Source organism: Achromobacter pulmonis (assembly GCF_002885955.2).
GTDB lineage: Bacteria > Pseudomonadota > Gammaproteobacteria > Burkholderiales > Burkholderiaceae_B > Achromobacter > Achromobacter pulmonis_A.
The window spans coordinates 1124323-1142746 of the sequence record NZ_POQS01000001.1; the positions used below are offsets into that span (position 1 = coordinate 1124323).

An 18424-nucleotide genomic window follows, 5' to 3' on the forward strand; every position below is an offset into this window, starting at 1 on the left:
GCCTGGGCAATACGGGCGATCTGGACAAGGACACCACGATCACGCTCAAACTGGATGGCCGGACCGAAACGGCAGATCACGGCGCGCCCGTCGTCACCATCGGCGGCGTCGCCGTCAAGGTGACCGCCAACGCCGACGGCGCCTATCGCTTCACGCTTCCCGCCGGCGCCATGAGCGGCATCGTGGTCGCGGTTCCAACCGTGGACGACGCCGTCTTTGAGGGACGCGAACCGATGACGCTGACGGCCACGCTCACCGGCGAAACCTCCAGCGGCACGCTGCCGGCCGGCATCGCCGGCACTGGTCGCGCCGTGATCGTCGACGACCGAGGCCCGGGCGCAGATCTGCCCACGCTCACGGTATCCGACNGGGCCAATATACCTACACTCCGGCCCTCGACTACAACGGCACCGACCGGTTCACCGTCTTCGTCGACGATGGGCAAGGCGGCACGACGCCGTCTACCGTCAACGTCACCATCACGGCCGTCAACGATTCTCCTGTCGTATCCGATTACGATCTCACGACTGCCGAAGACCAACCCTTGAAGGGCAAGATCGTTGCTACCGATGTGGAAGGCGACACGCTGACCTATTGGTTCGACAAGCCTCCAAAACACGGCACGTTCGACATCGATTCTCAGACCGGAGAGTACACATACACTCCCGCTCCCGATTACAACGGTTCCGACCAGGTCACCGTCCTGGTCACCGATAACCGAGGCAGCATCGTCCGATCGACCCTCAGCATCACCGTCACCCCGGTGCTGGACCTGCCTACCATCACGGTATCCGACCCCGGAGAAGTCAACGAAGGCGCCGATGCCGTCTTCCATATCAGCCTGGGCAATACGGGCGATCTGGACAAGGACACCACGATCACGCTCAAACTGGATGGCCGGACCGAAACGGCAGATCACGGCGCGCCCGTCGTCACCATCGGCGGCGTCGCCGTCAAGGTGACCGCCAACGCCGACGGCGCCTATCGCTTCACGCTTCCCGCCGGCGCCATGAGCGGCATCGTGGTCGCGGTTCCAACCGTGGACGACGCCGTCTTTGAGGGACGCGAACCGATGACGCTGACGGCCACGCTCACCGGCGAAACCTCCAGCGGCACGCTGCCGGCCGGCATCGCCGGCACTGGTCGCGCCGTGATCGTCGACGACCGAGGCCCGGGCGCAGATCTGCCCACGCTCACGGTATCCGACGCGGGTGACATCAAGGAAGGCGAAAGCGCGGTCTTCGAGATCAAGCTGGACAAGGCGGTTGACGCCGATACCGTACTGAGCTTCAAGCTGGCCGGCGACGCCGACGCCAAGGACCTGGGCAGGATTTCCGCCACCGTCGCCGGTGCCGCCGCCGACGTGAAGTCCCATACCGGCGGCAGCTACAGCCTCACCATCCCGGCCGGCGTCCAGGGCGGCATCACGATCAGCGTCGAGACCGTGGCCGACCGCGTCTCCGAGGGCCGCGAGACTCTGGTGCTGGAGGCCGAGCTGAGAGGCAAGACCGGCAGCGGAACCGACCTGCCTCAAGGCATCGCAGACACCGGCCGCGCCGTCATCGTGGATGCCTACCAGCCCCCCGCAGTCCAGGATGCAAGCGCATCCGTGTCCGAGGAAGGCCTGGCCGGCGGCATTGCGGATGACCAGGGCACGCCGGATACCACCGATGCGCGCACCGCGACCGGCCAGTTGTCGATCAGCGGCCAAGGCGCCGCGGCCGGCTATGGCGTCTCGCTGGTCGCGCCGGCCGACGGGGTTCTGGTCTCCGNCATGTCTGGGTGGAAAACAGCAGCAATCCGGGCAAGGCCCTGAAGTTCTTCCCGAGTTTCGAGGCCGCCAGGAAACAATTGGCCGCCGAGGATTCCGGCTTCACGGTGGGCCGCCTGATCGGCACCGAGGGCGCCGGCCACTACAAGGTCTACGGCTATAACGAAGCCCCGGTGAATTCCACGATCAGGCTGTCGCAGATCCAGACCGATTCCGTTAGTCTGCCGCTGGCCGGCGGCGAGCGGATCGCCGGCATCGCGATCGGCAACCTGCTGGCCGGGTTCGTGCTGAGCGATGGCCAGGGCCACAGTTTCACTGCCACGGAAGGCCAGGGTTCGGTGGAGGTCAAGGGCTGGAACCTGGCCACGCTGACGCTGAAACCGGCCGAGGGCTTTTCCGGGGCGCTCGACCTGGAAGTGAGCATGACGATCCAGGGCCACGACGACGGCGGCAGCGCCTACACCTATCAACGCAGCAGCGACATCACGATACGCGTGGACGCCGTGAGCTACGGCTCGGCCGGCGACGATACGCTGGCCGGCGGCTCTGGCGACGACTTCCTGTACGGCGGCGTCGGCGACGACGTGCTGCATGGCGGGCGCGGCGACGACACGCTTGTGGGCGGCCCGGGCAGCGACACCTTCAAGTGGGAACTGGGCGACCAGGGCAGCACCGCCGCGCCTGCCGTGGATACGGTCAAGGACTTCTCGATCCTGAAACCCGCCGAGGGCGGCGACGTCCTGGACCTGAAGGACCTGCTGGTCGGGGAAAGCGACGCAACCCTGACCCAGTACCTGAGCTTCAGCAGGAATCCGGCCGAAGCCGGCGGCGGCACGCTCATCGAAATCAACACCAGGGGCCAGTTGGCCAGCCAGGGCGCCGACCAGAAAATCGTGCTGGAGAACGTCGATCTCACGCACGGGGCCAACGGTCAGATCCTGAATAACCAGGCCATCATCAACGACCTGTTGCGCAAGGACAAGCTGATCGTCGATCACGCCTGAATCCATGCGGCGCGGGGACGCGCGGCGGCTCTGCCGCCAACGGCACATTTTTTCGTCCATTTCACCTGAAATGTTCGGAAACATGTGAAAATCCGCTGCATGCCGTCGTCTCCCCGTTTCCGCCCCGCGCTGAAATTGTGTCGATGGGCTTTGTTGTGTCTGGCCTGCACCTGGAGCGGCAGTTCCGCCCTGGAGATCGACGCAGGCAAGCTGCAAAGCCTGTCGGCCAGCCGCTATGGCGCCAAGGGCGCGCGCGCGGTGGATTCGTGGCTGGCCTTGCTGCGCAGCCCGCCGCCGGCCCAGGCGCGCGACGCGCTCGCGATGGCCAACGATTTCTGGAACCGCAGCCTGCTCTCGGGCGAAGACAGTGTCATCTGGCGTCAGACCGACTACTGGGCCACGCCGCTGGAATCGCTGGGCAAGGGAGCCGGCGACTGTGAAGACTACGTCATCGGCAAGTACTTCACGCTGCTCAAGCTGGGCGTGCCGGCCAACAAGCTGCGCTTCATCTACGTGCGGGCGCGCATCGGCGGACCCGCGAGCAGCAGCCAGATCGCCCACATGGTGCTTGGCTACTACGAGNCGGGGTTCTGGTCTCCGGCGGCAGGCCCGTGGCCTGGACGCTGGCCGAGGACGGCCAGACCTTGACCGGTGCGGCCGACGGCAAGACGGTCATCAGCGTCACCGTCGACAACCAGGGCAAGTATGCGGTGGCGCTGCAGGCCCCGGTGGACCACCGGAATCCGGGCGCCGAGGACGTGCTGTCGTTCGACGTCGGCGTCAAGGTTACCGACACCCAGGGCGCCAGCAGCACCGGCAAGATCACGGTCAATATCGAAGACGACATGCCGGCCGGCAATCCCGTTCGTGCCACCACCCTGGACGTACCGGTCAGCCATGTCGGCATCGGCGGCCTGGAAACCGGATTCAGCAATTGGAGGCTGACGAACGGAACGATCCAGGACCAGGTGCAAAATGACTCGGACCCGGGGATAGACGTCATTACCTGGGGTACGCCGGCCAACATCTACCGGTCCGGCTACTCCTTCTTCGATAACGAAGCGCTACGCGGTTCGATCGATCCGCTGGGCGCGCCCATCCGGATCGGAACCTTTGCTCACAGCAACTCCGTCGTCGTGAACCAGGGGACCGGCAACCTTACATCGGTGGATCTGGATATTGCCTTGCGGCTGACCATCGATGGGGCCGAGCAGGTTATCCGCCACACCATCAAGCTGCATCACGCGGAAACCCTGAATAACGCGGGCGGGGGCAGCGGATATGTCGACGATATCGTCTGGATATCCAACGCCACCCGCCAACAGACGTTCCAGGTCGGCGACCGGACCTATGTACTGGACATCCTGGGATTCAAGGACAGGAACGGCAATCCGGTGACTACGTTCAATACAAAGGAAAACAAGGGCAACGCATTCGAGTTGTTCGTCTCCGTGTCTTCGACCGACCCGTTGCCCACCGTCGAAGGAAATCTGTTCGATGCCGGCACCCCGGGCTGGCATTACGGCGGCGATGGCGCGGGCTCCGTGCAATGGGACAAAGGCGTCAGGCGCTCCGACGGCTCGACGGTCATCCTGAATGAATACGGCCGGCTGATCGTCGCCTCCAACGGCCATTACGTTTTCGAGATGAGCCGCCAGGCCTATAACGAATTTCAGGTCGGACGCAAGCAGCTGACTTACCCCTACACCGTCACCGACGCCGACGGCGATCGCCAGCAGGGCCATATCACCATCGAGCTGAACGGCTACGATAACGGCGCGCCCCCTCTGCAGGTGAAGGTCGAGTCCGACCAGGCCCATGTGAGCGAGGCAGACGGATCGGTTTCCTACACGGTTTCGCTGGTCGACAGGCACGGTAACGCGGCCAAGGTGCCTGAAGGGCACTCCGTCACGGTGGCCCTGAACTGGAGCGGCGCGGCCGCAAACGATGGCGATACCGGCAGTCTGCCCCGCTTCGTCACGATCGAAGCAGGCCGGTCCAGCGCCACTGTGACGGCCGCTCTGGCCGACGATCGCGTGGTCGAGGGCAACAAGGACCTGATTCTGTCGCTGGGCGAGGCCAGCGCAAGCCCGGCCCTGCGCGGCGGCGTGGGCGCGGACGCCAGACCGGCTAGCGTCGTCGTCCATGATGACGACCTGCCGCTGTATGCGCCGCGGCCGGCGTTGAGCAACGAGGGCCTGAACCTGAAGGTGTGGGCAGTCAAAGACCGCGATCTCTCCGAGTCGGACAAGACGGTCAACGAGATCCTGGACCGCCTGAAAAACAGCAGCCCTGAAGAAGGCGACGGCGCGCCGTCCAACGAGCTGGAAGCCATGATCAAGCGCCTGATGGCCGTCGATCCGGACGGCAATGGATACCGTTCCAGCAATCCGATAGGCTTCGGCCGCGGCCACAAGTATGGAAGCATTTATTTCGTGGGAGATCATCCCGAAACGAGCGAGTATCTGGTCCAGGATCTGATGGCCAAGGACCCGAACGCGGACGGCGCCTCGGATTGGAGAAATGTGCAGGGCGGCACCGCCGTGCACGCGCAAGGAGTGATCTACCTGCGCGCCGGCGACACCTATACCGTGCATGCCCAGGGCGACGACAGCCTGCGCGTGGTGCTGGGCGACCGCAACATGGGCGGCCAGGTGGTGGACCTGCGCTGGGGCAGCGACCATGCCACGGTCAAGGCATTCACCTTTACCCCGACGGAGAGCGGCCTGTATACGCTGGACATGTTCCTGCATAACCAGAACGGCCCGGGCATGTTCCATGTCTGGGTGGAAAACAGCAGCAATCCGGGCAAGGCCCTGAAGTTCTTCCCGAGTTTCGAGGCCGCCAGGAAACAATTGGCCGCCGAGGATTCCGGCTTCACGGTGGGCCGCCTGATCGGCACCGAGGGCGCCGGCCACTACAAGGTCTACGGCTATAACGAAGCCCCGGTGAATTCCACGATCAGGCTGTCGCAGATCCAGACCGATTCCGTTAGTCTGCCGCTGGCCGGCGGCGAGCGGATCGCCGGCATCGCGATCGGCAACCTGCTGGCCGGGTTCGTGCTGAGCGATGGCCAGGGCCACAGTTTCACTGCCACGGAAGGCCAGGGTTCGGTGGAGGTCAAGGGCTGGAACCTGGCCACGCTGACGCTGAAACCGGCCGAGGGCTTTTCCGGGGCGCTCGACCTGGAAGTGAGCATGACGATCCAGGGCCACGACGACGGCGGCAGCGCCTACACCTATCAACGCAGCAGCGACATCACGATACGCGTGGACGCCGTGAGCTACGGCTCGGCCGGCGACGATACGCTGGCCGGCGGCTCTGGCGACGACTTCCTGTACGGCGGCGTCGGCGACGACGTGCTGCATGGCGGGCGCGGCGACGACACGCTTGTGGGCGGCCCGGGCAGCGACACCTTCAAGTGGGAACTGGGCGACCAGGGCAGCACCGCCGCGCCTGCCGTGGATACGGTCAAGGACTTCTCGATCCTGAAACCCGCCGAGGGCGGCGACGTCCTGGACCTGAAGGACCTGCTGGTCGGGGAAAGCGACGCAACCCTGACCCAGTACCTGAGCTTCAGCAGGAATCCGGCCGAAGCCGGCGGCGGCACGCTCATCGAAATCAACACCAGGGGCCAGTTGGCCAGCCAGGGCGCCGACCAGAAAATCGTGCTGGAGAACGTCGATCTCACGCACGGGGCCAACGGTCAGATCCTGAATAACCAGGCCATCATCAACGACCTGTTGCGCAAGGACAAGCTGATCGTCGATCACGCCTGAATCCATGCGGCGCGGGGACGCGCGGCGGCTCTGCCGCCAACGGCACATTTTTTCGTCCATTTCACCTGAAATGTTCGGAAACATGTGAAAATCCGCTGCATGCCGTCGTCTCCCCGTTTCCGCCCCGCGCTGAAATTGTGTCGATGGGCTTTGTTGTGTCTGGCCTGCACCTGGAGCGGCAGTTCCGCCCTGGAGATCGACGCAGGCAAGCTGCAAAGCCTGTCGGCCAGCCGCTATGGCGCCAAGGGCGCGCGCGCGGTGGATTCGTGGCTGGCCTTGCTGCGCAGCCCGCCGCCGGCCCAGGCGCGCGACGCGCTCGCGATGGCCAACGATTTCTGGAACCGCAGCCTGCTCTCGGGCGAAGACAGTGTCATCTGGCGTCAGACCGACTACTGGGCCACGCCGCTGGAATCGCTGGGCAAGGGAGCCGGCGACTGTGAAGACTACGTCATCGGCAAGTACTTCACGCTGCTCAAGCTGGGCGTGCCGGCCAACAAGCTGCGCTTCATCTACGTGCGGGCGCGCATCGGCGGACCCGCGAGCAGCAGCCAGATCGCCCACATGGTGCTTGGCTACTACGAGACCCCCAACGCCGTGCCGCTGGTGCTGGACAGCCTGGTCTCGACCATCCTGCCCGCCACGCAACGCCGCGATCTGACGCCGGTGTTCAGTTTCAATGCCGACGGCGTGTATGTCGACGGCAAACCCGCCGCCCCGGTTGACCGCCTCAGCCGCTGGCGTGATCTACTACAACGCATGCAACGGGAAGGTTTGCGCCCGTGATGTACGGAAAATAAGACCATGTCCATACTTAGACAGCTACTTCTCAGCGTCACTCTCGCAATCGGCGTCATCCTGCTGGGCACGCTGGCGCTAAGCGTCAACTCGGCCCGGGAATACCTCTCCGGCCAGTTGAAGGTGCAGAGCACCGATGCGGCCGTCTCGCTGGCCTTGTCGCTGTCGCAGCCGGCCAACAACGATCCCGTGGTGCAGGAACTGCTGGTGTCGGCGCTATATGACGGCGGCCATTTTTCGCTGGTGCGCCTGTCCGATCCCGAAGGCAAGGTCCTGATCGAACGTCAGTCGACCGCCACCGCGGCCTCGGTGCCGACCTGGTTCCGGGCGCTGGCCCCGTTGAACGCGGAGCCGGCCACGCATGCGGTCAGCGACGGCTGGCGCCAGATCGGCGAGGTCACGCTGGTGGCCAACGACGCCTACGCCTGGGAAGCCCTGTGGCGCAGCAGCCTGAAGATGATCGCCCTGGTGGTGGGCGCGGGCATTCTGTGGGCGGTGTTCGCCTTTCTGCTGGTGGGCTGGATCAAGAATCGGCTGCTGCGCGAGATCAGCGACCACGTGCGCCGCATCGGCCAGGAATCGCCGGCCGGCCAGGTGCAGGCGCGCGTGCCCGAGCTGTCCGGCGTGGTGCAGGCCCTGAACCAGACGCGCGAGCGTGTCTATGCCAGCGTCGAAGAACAGAACGCCCGCATCGAATCGTTGCAGGTCGAACTGAACCAGGACCCGGTCACCGGCCTGCCCAACCGCAAGTACTTCGTCAACGAATTCCGCCGCGCGCTGGAAATGCCGCAGGCCGTGGCCGGACGCGCCGTCGATGGCGGCCATATCCTGGTGTTCCGCCAGCGCGACCTGGCCGACCTGAACCGCCACATGCCGCGCGAATTCATCGACCAGTGGCTGCGCACGACCTGCGAGCGCATCGGCGGCACGCTGCGGCGCATGCACGTGGCCACGCCGCTGCTGGCGCGCCTGAACGGATCGGATTTCGCGCTGCTGCTGCCCGGCTGCGCGGCGCCGCAGGCGATGATGATCGCCGAACAGGTGCGCGCCGACCTGCATGCCTCGCGCATCCCGGTCGGCGAAGGCCACCTGTGCCGCTGGGCCCAGGCCATCACCGACTACGGCCACGGCCATCAGGCCGGGCCGGTGCTGGCGCGGCTGGATTTCGGGCTGATGCGGGCCGAAAGCGCCGGCAACGACCAGGTCGTGATCGCGGGCGCGACCGACATGCACACGCCTTCCGAATCCGGCGAACGCGCCTGGAAGGACGCGATTCTGTGCGCCCTGGAGGAACATCGTTTCGAGCTGGCCCCGGAAACCCTGAAAGCCACCGACGGCAGCCCGGTGCGCGTGGAGGCCATGCTGATGCTGCGCACCGCCGCCGACCAGGAACCGATCCCGGCGACGCTGTTCATCCCGCCGGCGGTGCGGCTGGACCTGGTGGCGGATTGCGACCTGGAAGCGGTAAGCCTGGGCCTGGACTGGCTGGCCGCCAATCCCGGCGAACTGGCCGTGCGGGTCGCCCTGCCCTCGCTGCGCGGCCAGAAATTCTTCCGCCAGCTGGCCCTGATGCTGACCGAGCACCGGCCGTTGGCGAGCCGGCTGTACCTGGAAATCGACGCCCACGGCCTGGTGGAATGCCACGAACAGATCGCCGCGCTGGCGCGGGTGACCTCGGAGTTCGGCGCGCATATCGGCGTGCGCCGCCTGGCGCAGCAGTTCGGCGCGGTGGCGCAGTTGCACACCCTGCCCTTGTCCTACGTGAAGCTGGGCGGCGGTTTCGTGGGCGGCATGTCGCAAAGCCCCGGCAGCCAGCAGCTGACCGCGTCGGTACTGGAAACGGCGCGCAAGCTGAATATCGCGGTCTATGCCGAGGATGTGCCCGACGCCGAAACGCAGCGCATCCTGGCCGAGCTGGGCATAGGCATCATGCGCGGCCCCGGCGTCAAGATCGCCGCGGGCCGGGCCTGAAGCGGCCCGCGGCGCCGGCCGCGCTCAGCGCGCGGCGGCCTTGCCCTTGGACTGTTCGTACAGCGGCAGCACCTGCTGCGCCGCGGCCTGCAGGTCGGCGATGCGCGAGGCCGCCGACGGGTGGGTCGACAGGATCTCGGGCGGGGCGCTGCCCTGGTCGGCCGCGCCCATCTTCTGCCACAGCGTCACGGCGGCCCGCGGGTCGAAGCCGGCGCGGGCCGCCAGTTCCACGCCCATGCGGTCGGCCTCGGTTTCGTGGGTGCGGCTGTTGGGCAGCGTGAACATCACGTTGGTAAGCTGGCCGCCCAGGTCGGAAGCCACGCTGGAGCCCGTCGCGATGGACAGCACCGATAATCCCAGGCTCGTCGCCATCTGCTGCGACACCCGCTCGCGGGCATGTTCGCGCAGCGCGTGGGCGATTTCATGGCCCATCACCGCCGCCAGCTCGTCGTCCGTGGGCTTGATCTTGGAGATCAGGCCGGTGTAGACGGCGATCTTGCCGCCCGGCATGCACCAGGCGTTGATTTCGTCGCTGGACAGCACGTGCACTTCCCAGTTCCAGCTTGCGGCGTCCGGCCGGAACACCGGCGTCTGCGCGATCAGCCGTTGCGAAATCGCACGCACGCGCGCGAGCTGCTGGGCGTCGCGGTCCAGCTGGCCCTTGGCCTTGGCCTGCTTGACGATGTCGGCATATTGCTGGCTGGCTTCCTGGTCCAGCGCCTGCGAAGGCACCATGCTGGACATGTACTGGGTCCGGTTGACGCCGATGGCGCCGGACTGGGTGGTGTTCATGCCCGTGCAGCCGGCCAGGGCGGCCAGCGCAAGCGCCGCGCCCGCCTGGCGCAGCGGGAAACGTTTCCGGATCATGTCGGCCTCCAGGTATTCGAAGTACGTATTGCGGGGAACGTCAGGGTATCAGACCGGATCGCCGCATTGCGCGCGATGGCGCAGGGCGTGGTCGATCAGCACCAGCGCCAGCATCGCCTCGGCGATGGGCGTGGCGCGGATGCCGACGCAAGGATCGTGGCGGCCCAGGGTCTGCACCTGGACCGGCTCGTTGGCGCGGTTCACCGACTTGCGCTCGACCCGGATGCTGGAGGTCGGCTTGATTGCGAGCGACACGGTCACCGGCTGGCCGGTGGAAATGCCGCCCAGCACGCCGCCCGCATGGTTGCTCAGGAAACCATCGGGCGTGATCTCGTCGCCGTGTTCGGAGCCGCGCTGGGCGATGCTGTCGAAGCCGGCGCCGATCGAGACGCCCTTGACCGCGTTCAGGCCCATCATCACGTGCGCGATGTCGGCGTCCAGGCGGTCGTAAATGGGTTCGCCCCAGCCCGCCGGCAGGTTCTCGGCCACCACCTCGATGCGCGCGCCGATGGAGTCGCCGTCGCGGCGCAGCTGGTCCATGTAGGCTTCGAGCTCGGGCACGATCCCGGCGTTGGGCGCATAGAACGGATTGTTGGGGACTTCGTCCCAGGACACGAAAGGAATGGAGATCGGGCCCAGCTGGCTCATGTAGCCGCGCACCTGCACACCGTACTGCTGCGCCAGCCACTTCTTGGCGATGGCGCCCGCGGCCACGGTGGGCGCGGTCAGGCGCGCCGACGAGCGTCCGCCGCCGCGCGGATCGCGCACGCCGAACTTGCGCCAGTAGGTGTAGTCGGCATGGCCGGGCCGGAAGGTGTCGGCGATGTTCGAGTAGTCTTTGCTGCGCGCGTCCGTGTTGCGGATCAGCAGGCCGATCGGCGTGCCCGTCGTCACCCCTTCGTACACGCCCGACAGAATCTCGACCTGGTCGGCTTCCTGGCGCTGCGTGACGTGGCGCGAGGTGCCGGGACGGCGGCGGTCCAGTTCCAGCTGGATGTCGGAGGCCTCCAGGGGCAATCCGGGCGGGCAGCCGTCGACGACGCAGCCGATGGCGGGGCCGTGGGATTCGCCGAAATTGGTGACGGTAAAGAGAGTACCTAAGGTGTTGCCGGGCATAAGGAGTCAGCGGAGTCGGTTTGCAAGCAACCCCGATTATGACACCGCGGAGGCCAAAGCCTGGATTTCCGAGGCCGGCGCGGGCCGTCCCAGCAGGTAGCCCTGCATGACCCGGGAGTGTCAGGATTTCTGTGTGTGAGGCTGTTGAATCCGTCACTCAATCGTGAGGCGGCTTGGTGATCTTACTGGCCCGATCTGGTAAATCGGTCCTCGTAGAGGATCGCAAATTGGTTCATCGCTGATTTCCAGTGGTTGGCCGCCCGCCCCCAGTCCGCGGTGATGTTGCGCAGCGCCAGCCAGATCAGCTTGGTGGCCGCCTCGTCGCTGGGGAAGTGGCCGCGCGTTTTGATGATCTTGCGCAGCCGTGCGTTCACGCTCTCGATGGCGTTGGTGGTGTAGATCACGCGCCGCACCTCGGGCGGGAAGGCGAAGAACGGGATGACCTTGTCCCAGGCCCGGCGCCAGGCGCTGACCACGGTCGGGAACCGCTGCCCCCAGGGGCCGGCCGCAAACGCATCCAACTCGGCCTCGGCCGCCTCGGCGCTCACCGCGGTGTAGATGGGTTTGATGGCTGCGGCCAGCGCCTTGCGGTCTTTCCATGACGCAAAGTCCAGGCCACCCCGGATCAGGTGCACGATGCAGGTCTGCAGCGTCGTCGCCGGGAACACTGCGCCCAGCGCCTCTGGCATGCCCTTGAGGCCGTCGGTGACGGCAATCAGGATGTCCTGCACCCCGCGCGTCTTCAGATCGTTGAAGACCTTCATCCAGAACTTCGCCCCCTCGGTGTTCTCGATCCAGATTCCCAGGATGTCGCGCGAGCCGTCAGGCAGTACGCCCAGCGCCAGGTAGACGGCCTTGGAGCGCACCACCGCATCCTCGCGAATCTTGACCCGCAGCGCATCGAAGAACACCACCGGGTACATCGCCTCCAGCGGCCGTGTCTGCCAGGCCGTGACCTCGCCCATCACCTCATCGGTGACACGGCTGATGAGCTCGGGCGAGACGTCCACCGAGTACATCTCAGCCAGGAAACCCTGGATCTCGCGCACCGTCATGCCGCGTGCGTACATGGCGATGATCTTGTCGTCGAAACCCGTAAAGCGCCGCTCGTGCTTGCCAATGAGCTGCGGCTCGAAGCTGCCTTCGCGATCGCGTGGGACATCGATGCGCAGCGCCCCCACATCGGTCAGTACGGTCTTGGTGCTCTTGCCGTTGCGGTGGTTGGCTGATCCGCCTGTGGGCTTGGCTTGGCCGGGCGCATAGCCTAGGTGATGACTCATCTCGGCGCCCAGCGCCCGCTCAAGAATTGACTTCTTGAACTGATCGAACAGCCCTTGGACTTGGCCCGGCGTCATGGGCCCGGTCACCAACTGGTCAAGCAGCTCGGCCGGGATGTGAAATTGCGGCTGTGCCGCCTGGTCCGCCAAAGCGGTGGGTTTGGTCTTGCGTGGCATTCATGCTCCTTGTCGACATGCTATGCCTCACACACAAAATTTCTGACAAGCTCCATGACCTGCCATCCCAACGACTTGAGGATCTCGCGCTGGCCCTCGGTTTCGACGCCTTCGGCCACCACCGGCAGGTGCATCGCCTGGCACAGGCCGAACAGCGCGGACACGACCTCGCGGCTGCCGGCGTCCGACTCCAGCGCGGAAATGAAGCTGCGGTCGATCTTGACCCAGTCTATCGGCAGCGAGCGCAGGTGGTTCAGGCTGGAATAGCCGCAGCCGAAGTCGTCCAGCGCCATGCCCACGCCCATGGCGCGCAGCGCGTTCAAGACCTTCACGTGCTGCTCGTAGTGCAGGATGAACAGCGATTCCGTGATCTCCAGCACCAGCTTGCGCGGCTCCAGCCGGGCGCCGGCCAGCGCTTTGGAGACCAGGTCCACCAGGCCGCCTTCGTTCATCTGCCTGACCGACAGGTTCACGTGCACGCGCCATGCCGCCGGCCATTGCGCCGCCTGGGTGCAGGCGCGTTCCAGAATCCAGGCCCCCAGCGGCACGATCAGCCCGCTGCGCTCGGCCAGTTCGATGGTCACGGCCGGCGACACGCTGCCCAGCACGGGATGATGCCAGCGCAACAGCGCCTCGCATCCCTGCACCACGCCCGTGCTGCTGTCCCAGACCGGCTGGTAATACAGCTCGAACTGTTCCATGGCCGGCGTGGTCAGGGCCAGGCGCAGATCGTTTTCCAGGCCCTGCTGGTCGCGCTGGTGCGCCAGCATGCGGAAGTCGAAGAGGTTCCAGCCCGGGCCGCCGCGCGCCTTCAGCGGCACCATCGCCACCTGGACGCAACGTTGCAGTTCCTCGACGCTGCGTCCGTGTTCGGGGTAAAGCGCGGCGCCGACCCGGAATACCGCCATCAGGGTGCGCCCGCCCAGTTCCAGGGGCGCGCTCAGATCGTCCAGCAGCTTGGCCGACACCTGCGCCGCCCCCTGCTCGTCCACGTCGGGCACGCAGACCGTGAAGCTGGCCGCCCCCGTGCGCGCCGCCACGCCCCCGAGCGTGCGCGCGATCAGGCCGAGCCGGCCGGCCACCTGCGCCAGCAGGGCCTGGTCTTCTCCGGCGCGCAACATGGCGCTGATCTCGGCATACTGCTCGAAACCGACGAGGAAGAAGGCGCCGCGCCACGAACGGCCGCCGTCGAACCAGCCGCGCGCGCGCCGCTGCAATTCCTGCTGGCTGAGCAGGCCGGTCAGTTCATCGAACCGCAGGCGCCGCCGTAGCGCGCGCTCCCTGCGTACAAAGATCAGGCATATCGCCACAAGGGCGGCTGCCAGCACCAGGCACAGTGCGAGCAGGTAACTCTCACGCACGGAGCCCCCTATCCATATGCCCCTGGCGTTGCGGTTCGGCAAGGAACCCAAGGGCTGTAACATTTTTTAAGTTATGCATTGGTTTCGCAAAAAAACGCCACATATCAGAGGCAACGCACCTCTTTTTCCTTGTATTCCTACAGTACTTTGATCTAGCGCCGCGGGAAAGATGGCCCCGAGCGGCTTCTCCCGGCCCGCGGCATGCATCCTCCCTGGTACTACGACAGCCAACACCGGAAAATTAATACGCAAGAGCCCGATAGTTGACGGCGTTTGGCCGCAGCACCGAAATAATTGCACAGCTTGCCCGGTGTTGGCGCATATTTAGTAATATTCTGTACGGTATGTGACATGCAGAATTACTGTACAAAGACCTGCGTCAATGTGCTAGCAACGCGTGTCACGTTTCCCATCCAGGCGTCCTGGCCGGAGCCGGGCAGCCAGAGAAACTTCAACCACATGCCCACTTTCCGCCGGGTACTTTTCATCGCCGCCATCCTGATCGGTCTGGCCCTGCTCGGCGCCCAGGCGCTGGGTGTGGCGGCTGCGCATCGGTATCTCGACTCGCAGCTGGCGCAGCGCAGTGAAAAAGGCGCGGCCATGCTGGCCTGGGTCTTGTCGCATGCCGTCAGCGACGCCGGCCAACGCGCCACACTGGCCGACGAGCTGTATGCGCAGGGCCAATACGCGCTGATACGCATCACCGATGAAAAGAACGGCTCGACGCTGGAAAGGCGCGCCAGGCCGGACGAGGCCGCGGGCCGCGAATACGACTGGCGCAACGCCTGGCTGGGCATAGAGGCGCCCGCCGTGTCGCGCGCCTTCGTCACGGCCGACGGCGCCGCCCAGGGCACGGTCACGGTCCAGGCCGATTCGCGGCAGGCGCGCGACACCCTCTGGCAAAGCGGCGTGCGCATCCTCGGTCTGGTGGTGGCCGCCGCCGTGCTGTGGATACTGGTCGCCCTGAACCTGGCGCGGCGCATGCAGACGCAGGCCGCTGCTCCGGCGGACGGCGCGCCCGCCGCGGCCGAAACGGACCGGGCGCTGGCCGACGCGCAGCGCCTGGTGGCCGCCGCCGTGCAGGAACAGAACGCCCGCATCGAATCGCTGCAGAGCGAGGTCTACCTGGACCCCATCACGCGCCTGCACAACCGCCGCTATTTCATCGAACAGTTCCGGCTGGCGCTGGCCGACAAGGCGCCGGAGGCCGGCGGCCATCTGCTGATGTTCCGCCAGCGGGACCTGGCGCAGATCAACCGCCACCTGTCGCGCGCCTTCGCCGACCAGTGGCTGCGCTCCTCGTCGGACCGGCTGCTCAAGCTGGTGGCCGAGTTCGGCCAGCAGACCGCGCTGCTGGCCCGCCTGAGCGGCTCCGATTTCGCCCTGCTGCTGCCGCGTTCGTCGGCGCCGCAGGCCGGCCTGCTGGCCGAACGCGTGCGGCGCGAACTGCGCTCGCTGCGCGTGCCGATGGACAAGCACGGCTGGTGCCGCTGGGCCATGGCGCTGGCCGCCTACGGGCCGGACGACAACATGAGCGAAACCCTGGCCCGCCTGGACCACGCGCTGATGTGCGCCGAGAGCGCCGACGACGATCAGGTCACGCCGGCCAACCGCGCGCCCGACAGCACGCCCATCGGCGAATACAGCTGGCACGACGCGCTGGTCACGGCGCTGGAGCAGCATCGCTTCTCGCTGACGGTGCAGCCGCTGCACGACCTGGCAGGCGCCCTGCTGCACCAGGAAGCCAGCCTGACCCTGCACGACACCGCCGACGCCGACCCGGTGCCGGCCTCCATCTTCATGCCGCCCGCGGTCCGGCTCGGGCTGTCGGCCGATTGCGACGTGCAGGCCGTGCGGCTGGCGCTGGACTGGCTGTATGCCGGCCGGGGCGCCTTGTCCGTGCCCGTGGCGCTGGCCTCGCTCGCCCAGCCCTCGTTCCTGTCCCGATTGCAACGCATGCTGGACGACCGGCCGGCGCTGGCCCAGCGCCTCATCCTCGAAGTCGACGCGGCCGCGCTGGTGGAACAGGAAGCGGACCTGCACGAGCTCTGCCGCATCGCCACGGATGCCGGCGGCCGGATCGGCGTGGCGCGGCTGCCGCAGCACTTCGGCGCCATGGAACGCCTGCACGAGTTTCCGCTGTCCTACGTGAAGCTGAGCGGCAGCTTCATCGCCGGCCTGCAGCACAGCCCCGGCAACCGCCACCTGGCCGCCACCGTGGTCGCCACGGCCATCACGCTGCACATGCAGGTCTATGCGGAGGACGTGCCCGACATCGCGACCCAGAACATCCTGGAAGGGCTGGGCGTCCACGCGATACGCGGCGCTCGCGTACACTCGCCCCAAGCGCACGACCTCCCGGCCGAACATCCATGGGTTTCTAGTTGACGCCAGTATCGCCTCTTCGTATCCGCGGGCCCGTCCTGCCGGCCATCCTGGGCCTGCTGTTGTATGCGCTGTGCTTTCCCGCGGCCGCGCAAACCCATGCGCCGAGCGCCGCCTATGCGGACATCAGCCTGGGCCTGACCGCCGGCGTCGCGATCGCCTGCGCCGCGGCCTGCGCGCTGGCCTGGGCCGCCACCCGCAACGCCATGCACGGCGCCGGTCTGGCGTTCATGCTGGTCGAAGGCGTGTACCGCGCCACGCCCGCGCTGCTGCCGCCCGGCGCGCTGCAAGCCGGCTCCTACGCCGCCCTGCTCGCGCTTACCGTGCCGGCGCTGGCGCAGACGCCCGGCGCCGGCAGGCTGGCGACGGTCTGCCGTTGGGTCAGCACCACACTGGCCACCCTGGCCGCATTGAGGCTGGTGCTTGCCTACGGGCCCGGCAATAGCGCCGTCCACACCACGATAGCCGGCGCCTGCTCGATTACCAGCGTGCTGCTGGCTGCCTGGTTCCTGTGGCGCGCGCTGCGGGGCTCCAGTGCGAACGCGGCGATGCTGGCCATGGCGCTGGCCTATGCCGTCTCGGCCTGGGTGCTGGCCAGCGACGCCGGGCGGCCCGGCGCCGCCGCCGGCGCGCATCTGGGCTGGGAACTGCTGCGGCTGCTGCTGGTGACGGGCGCGCTGCTGCTGTACGCCATGGGCGAGCGGGCCGCCGCCGCATCCGCCCCCGCCCCCGCAGCCGCCGGCCCGGCGCCCGCCGCCGGCACGGACCAGCTCGCCCAGGGCGAACTGCGGCTGGCGGAACTGGCCGGCGCGCTCGATACGCAACGCCAGATGAACGCGCTGATCTCGCACGAGCTGCGCGCGCCGCTGGCCACCATCAGCGCGGCCGCCCAATCCCTGGACATGATTCTCGCCGACGGCGGCGACGCCACCGGCAGCCGCCTTGCGCGCATCCATCGTTCGGTCTCGCGGATGACCGAACTCATGGACCAGCTGCTGAACCAGGACCGGCTCGGCGAGCAGGCCTGGACGCCCCGAGGCGAGTCGGCGGACCTGGCGGCGCTGGCGCGCGACGTGGTCGCCTCGATGCAGCCCGATACCGCGCATGCGCTGATCCTGGAGGCCGAAAGCCCCCTGCCCGTCTATTGCGACCGGCCGTTGACCTGCGTCGTGGTGCGCAACCTGATCCACAACGCCATCAAGTATTCGCCGGCCAACCAGCCGGTGCGCATCGAGACCGGCCTAAGCCGCGCGGGCGACGTGCCGACGGCCTGGGTGGCGGTCACCGACCGCGGCCCGGGCATCGGGGAAGAGGAACAGGCGCGGATTTTCGAGCCGCATTTCCGGCGCGCCGCGCATCGGGAAACGCAAGGCCTGGGGATAGGCCTGTACCTGGCCCGGCGCATCTGCCAGAACCAGGGCGGCTCGCTGACCATGCAAAGCACGGTGGGCGTGGGCACGCGTTTCGTCGTGACGCTGCCGTCCAACCCGCCGCCGGTTCAGGCGGCGAACACGTAGCCCTGGCCGCGCACGGACAGCACCGGCAGCTTGAGGCCGGCGCTTTGCGCCTTGGCGCGCAGGCGGCTGACCAGCACGTCGATGCGGCGCAATTCGAAACCGCCCGGGCTGTCGGGCAGGAACAGTTCGGCCAGCACCTGGCGGCTGACCGCGCTGCCGGCCGCGTCCATCAGCGCGATCAGGAAAGTACGCTCCTGCGCGCTGAGATGCAGGGAAGCGCCGTCCGGCGCCACCAGTATCCAGCCGCCGTCCTGCAGCGACCATGAACTGTCGGCCGGAGCGCGGGTTTCCGCGGCGGTGGGATTCGGCGCCTTGGCCAGGCGCATCCGGCGGGCCAGGCTGCGTATGACCGAGCTGAGCTCCAGCAGGTCCACGGGCTTGGTCATGTAGACGTCGGCGCCGCC

12 protein-coding genes and 1 pseudogene are annotated in these 18424 nt (G+C 67.0%); 8 read left to right on the forward strand and 5 right to left on the reverse strand.

Features of this window, described 5'->3' with window-relative positions; genetic code table 11:
• Positions 1–361: 361 nt before the first annotated feature.
• From C1I89_RS05220 to C1I89_RS05245, 6 genes and pseudogenes are all read left to right on the forward strand, one after another.
• Positions 362–1816: a tandem-95 repeat protein gene (locus C1I89_RS05220; protein WP_108627524.1), complete on the forward strand. Its 1455-nt coding sequence runs from the start codon at positions 362–364 to the stop codon at positions 1814–1816.
• A complete protein-coding gene (locus tag C1I89_RS35575; RefSeq protein ID WP_308810266.1) occupies positions 1783–2775 on the forward strand; it encodes a type I secretion C-terminal target domain-containing protein in 993 nt (330 codons plus the stop codon). The genes C1I89_RS05220 and C1I89_RS35575 overlap by 34 nt, the downstream gene beginning before the upstream one ends.
• Before the next feature lie 99 nt (positions 2776–2874).
• Positions 2875–3354, forward strand: a pseudogene (locus C1I89_RS05230) (transglutaminase-like cysteine peptidase); the annotation flags it as partial.
• Positions 3355–3386: 32 nt separating this feature from the next.
• Complete coding sequence (locus tag C1I89_RS05235) at positions 3387–6554, forward strand: choice-of-anchor K domain-containing protein (protein WP_102771679.1); 3168 nt, start codon at positions 3387–3389, stop codon at positions 6552–6554.
• 99 nt (positions 6555–6653) lie between these two features.
• Positions 6654–7337 (forward strand): transglutaminase-like cysteine peptidase, encoded by a 684-nt coding sequence (locus C1I89_RS05240; protein ID WP_181390886.1) that lies wholly within the window; start codon positions 6654–6656, stop codon positions 7335–7337.
• An 18-nt stretch (positions 7338–7355) separates the two neighbouring features.
• Positions 7356–9320, forward strand: a complete 1965-nt coding sequence (locus C1I89_RS05245) for a bifunctional diguanylate cyclase/phosphodiesterase (protein WP_102771681.1) — start codon at positions 7356–7358, stop codon at positions 9318–9320.
• Between the two features lie 24 nt (positions 9321–9344).
• On the opposite strand, the gene C1I89_RS05250 is transcribed toward C1I89_RS05245, so the two are convergent.
• The 4 genes from C1I89_RS05250 to C1I89_RS05265 form a co-directional block, all read right to left on the reverse strand.
• The gene (locus C1I89_RS05250; protein ID WP_102771682.1) at positions 9345–10187 is read right to left on the reverse strand and encodes a M48 family metallopeptidase; all 843 of its coding nucleotides are present in this window, start codon (positions 10185–10187) and stop codon (positions 9345–9347) included.
• 48 nt (positions 10188–10235) lie between these two features.
• Complete coding sequence (aroC, locus tag C1I89_RS05255; protein ID WP_102771683.1) at positions 10236–11303, reverse strand: chorismate synthase; 1068 nt, start codon at positions 11301–11303, stop codon at positions 10236–10238.
• Between the two features lie 182 nt (positions 11304–11485).
• Entirely contained in the window at positions 11486–12757 is a 1272-nt protein-coding gene (locus tag C1I89_RS05260; RefSeq protein WP_047350851.1) for an IS256 family transposase, read from the reverse strand.
• A gap of 20 nt (positions 12758–12777) precedes the next feature.
• On the reverse strand, positions 12778–14118 hold the full coding sequence (locus C1I89_RS05265; RefSeq protein ID WP_102771684.1) for a putative bifunctional diguanylate cyclase/phosphodiesterase: 1341 nt from the start codon (positions 14116–14118) through the stop codon (positions 12778–12780).
• A 459-nt stretch (positions 14119–14577) separates the two neighbouring features.
• Here C1I89_RS05265 and C1I89_RS05270 point away from each other — a divergent pair, with 459 nt between their 5' ends.
• Both C1I89_RS05270 and C1I89_RS05275 read left to right on the forward strand, forming a co-directional pair.
• Positions 14578–16506 carry an EAL domain-containing protein gene (locus C1I89_RS05270; protein WP_102771685.1) on the forward strand — a complete coding sequence of 643 codons (1929 nt, stop codon included), beginning with the start codon at positions 14578–14580 and terminating at the stop codon, positions 16504–16506.
• Positions 16503–18020: a sensor histidine kinase gene (locus C1I89_RS05275; protein ID WP_258231334.1), complete on the forward strand. Its 1518-nt coding sequence runs from the start codon at positions 16503–16505 to the stop codon at positions 18018–18020. The genes C1I89_RS05270 and C1I89_RS05275 overlap by 4 nt, the downstream gene beginning before the upstream one ends.
• Here the strand turns inward: C1I89_RS05275 and C1I89_RS05280 are convergent.
• The coding region (locus C1I89_RS05280) for a response regulator transcription factor (RefSeq protein ID WP_146196874.1) at positions 18002–18424 on the reverse strand (423 nt) is incomplete at its 5' end. The genes C1I89_RS05275 and C1I89_RS05280 overlap by 19 nt on opposite strands.

Excerpts from the sequence above, each read along its gene's own strand:
- C1I89_RS05240 (WP_181390886.1), top strand. The coding sequence starts at position 6,654 with ATGCCGTCGTCTCCCCGTTTCCGCCCCGCGCTGAAATTGTGTCGATGG.
- C1I89_RS05245 (WP_102771681.1), top strand. The coding sequence starts at position 7,356 with ATGTCCATACTTAGACAGCTACTTCTCAGCGTCACTCTCGCAATCGGC.
- C1I89_RS05250 (WP_102771682.1), bottom strand. The coding sequence starts at position 10,187 with ATGATCCGGAAACGTTTCCCGCTGCGCCAGGCGGGCGCGGCGCTTGCG.
- aroC (WP_102771683.1), bottom strand. The coding sequence starts at position 11,303 with ATGCCCGGCAACACCTTAGGTACTCTCTTTACCGTCACCAATTTCGGC.
- C1I89_RS05260 (WP_047350851.1), bottom strand. The coding sequence starts at position 12,757 with ATGCCACGCAAGACCAAACCCACCGCTTTGGCGGACCAGGCGGCACAG.
- C1I89_RS05270 (WP_102771685.1), top strand. The coding sequence starts at position 14,578 with ATGCCCACTTTCCGCCGGGTACTTTTCATCGCCGCCATCCTGATCGGT.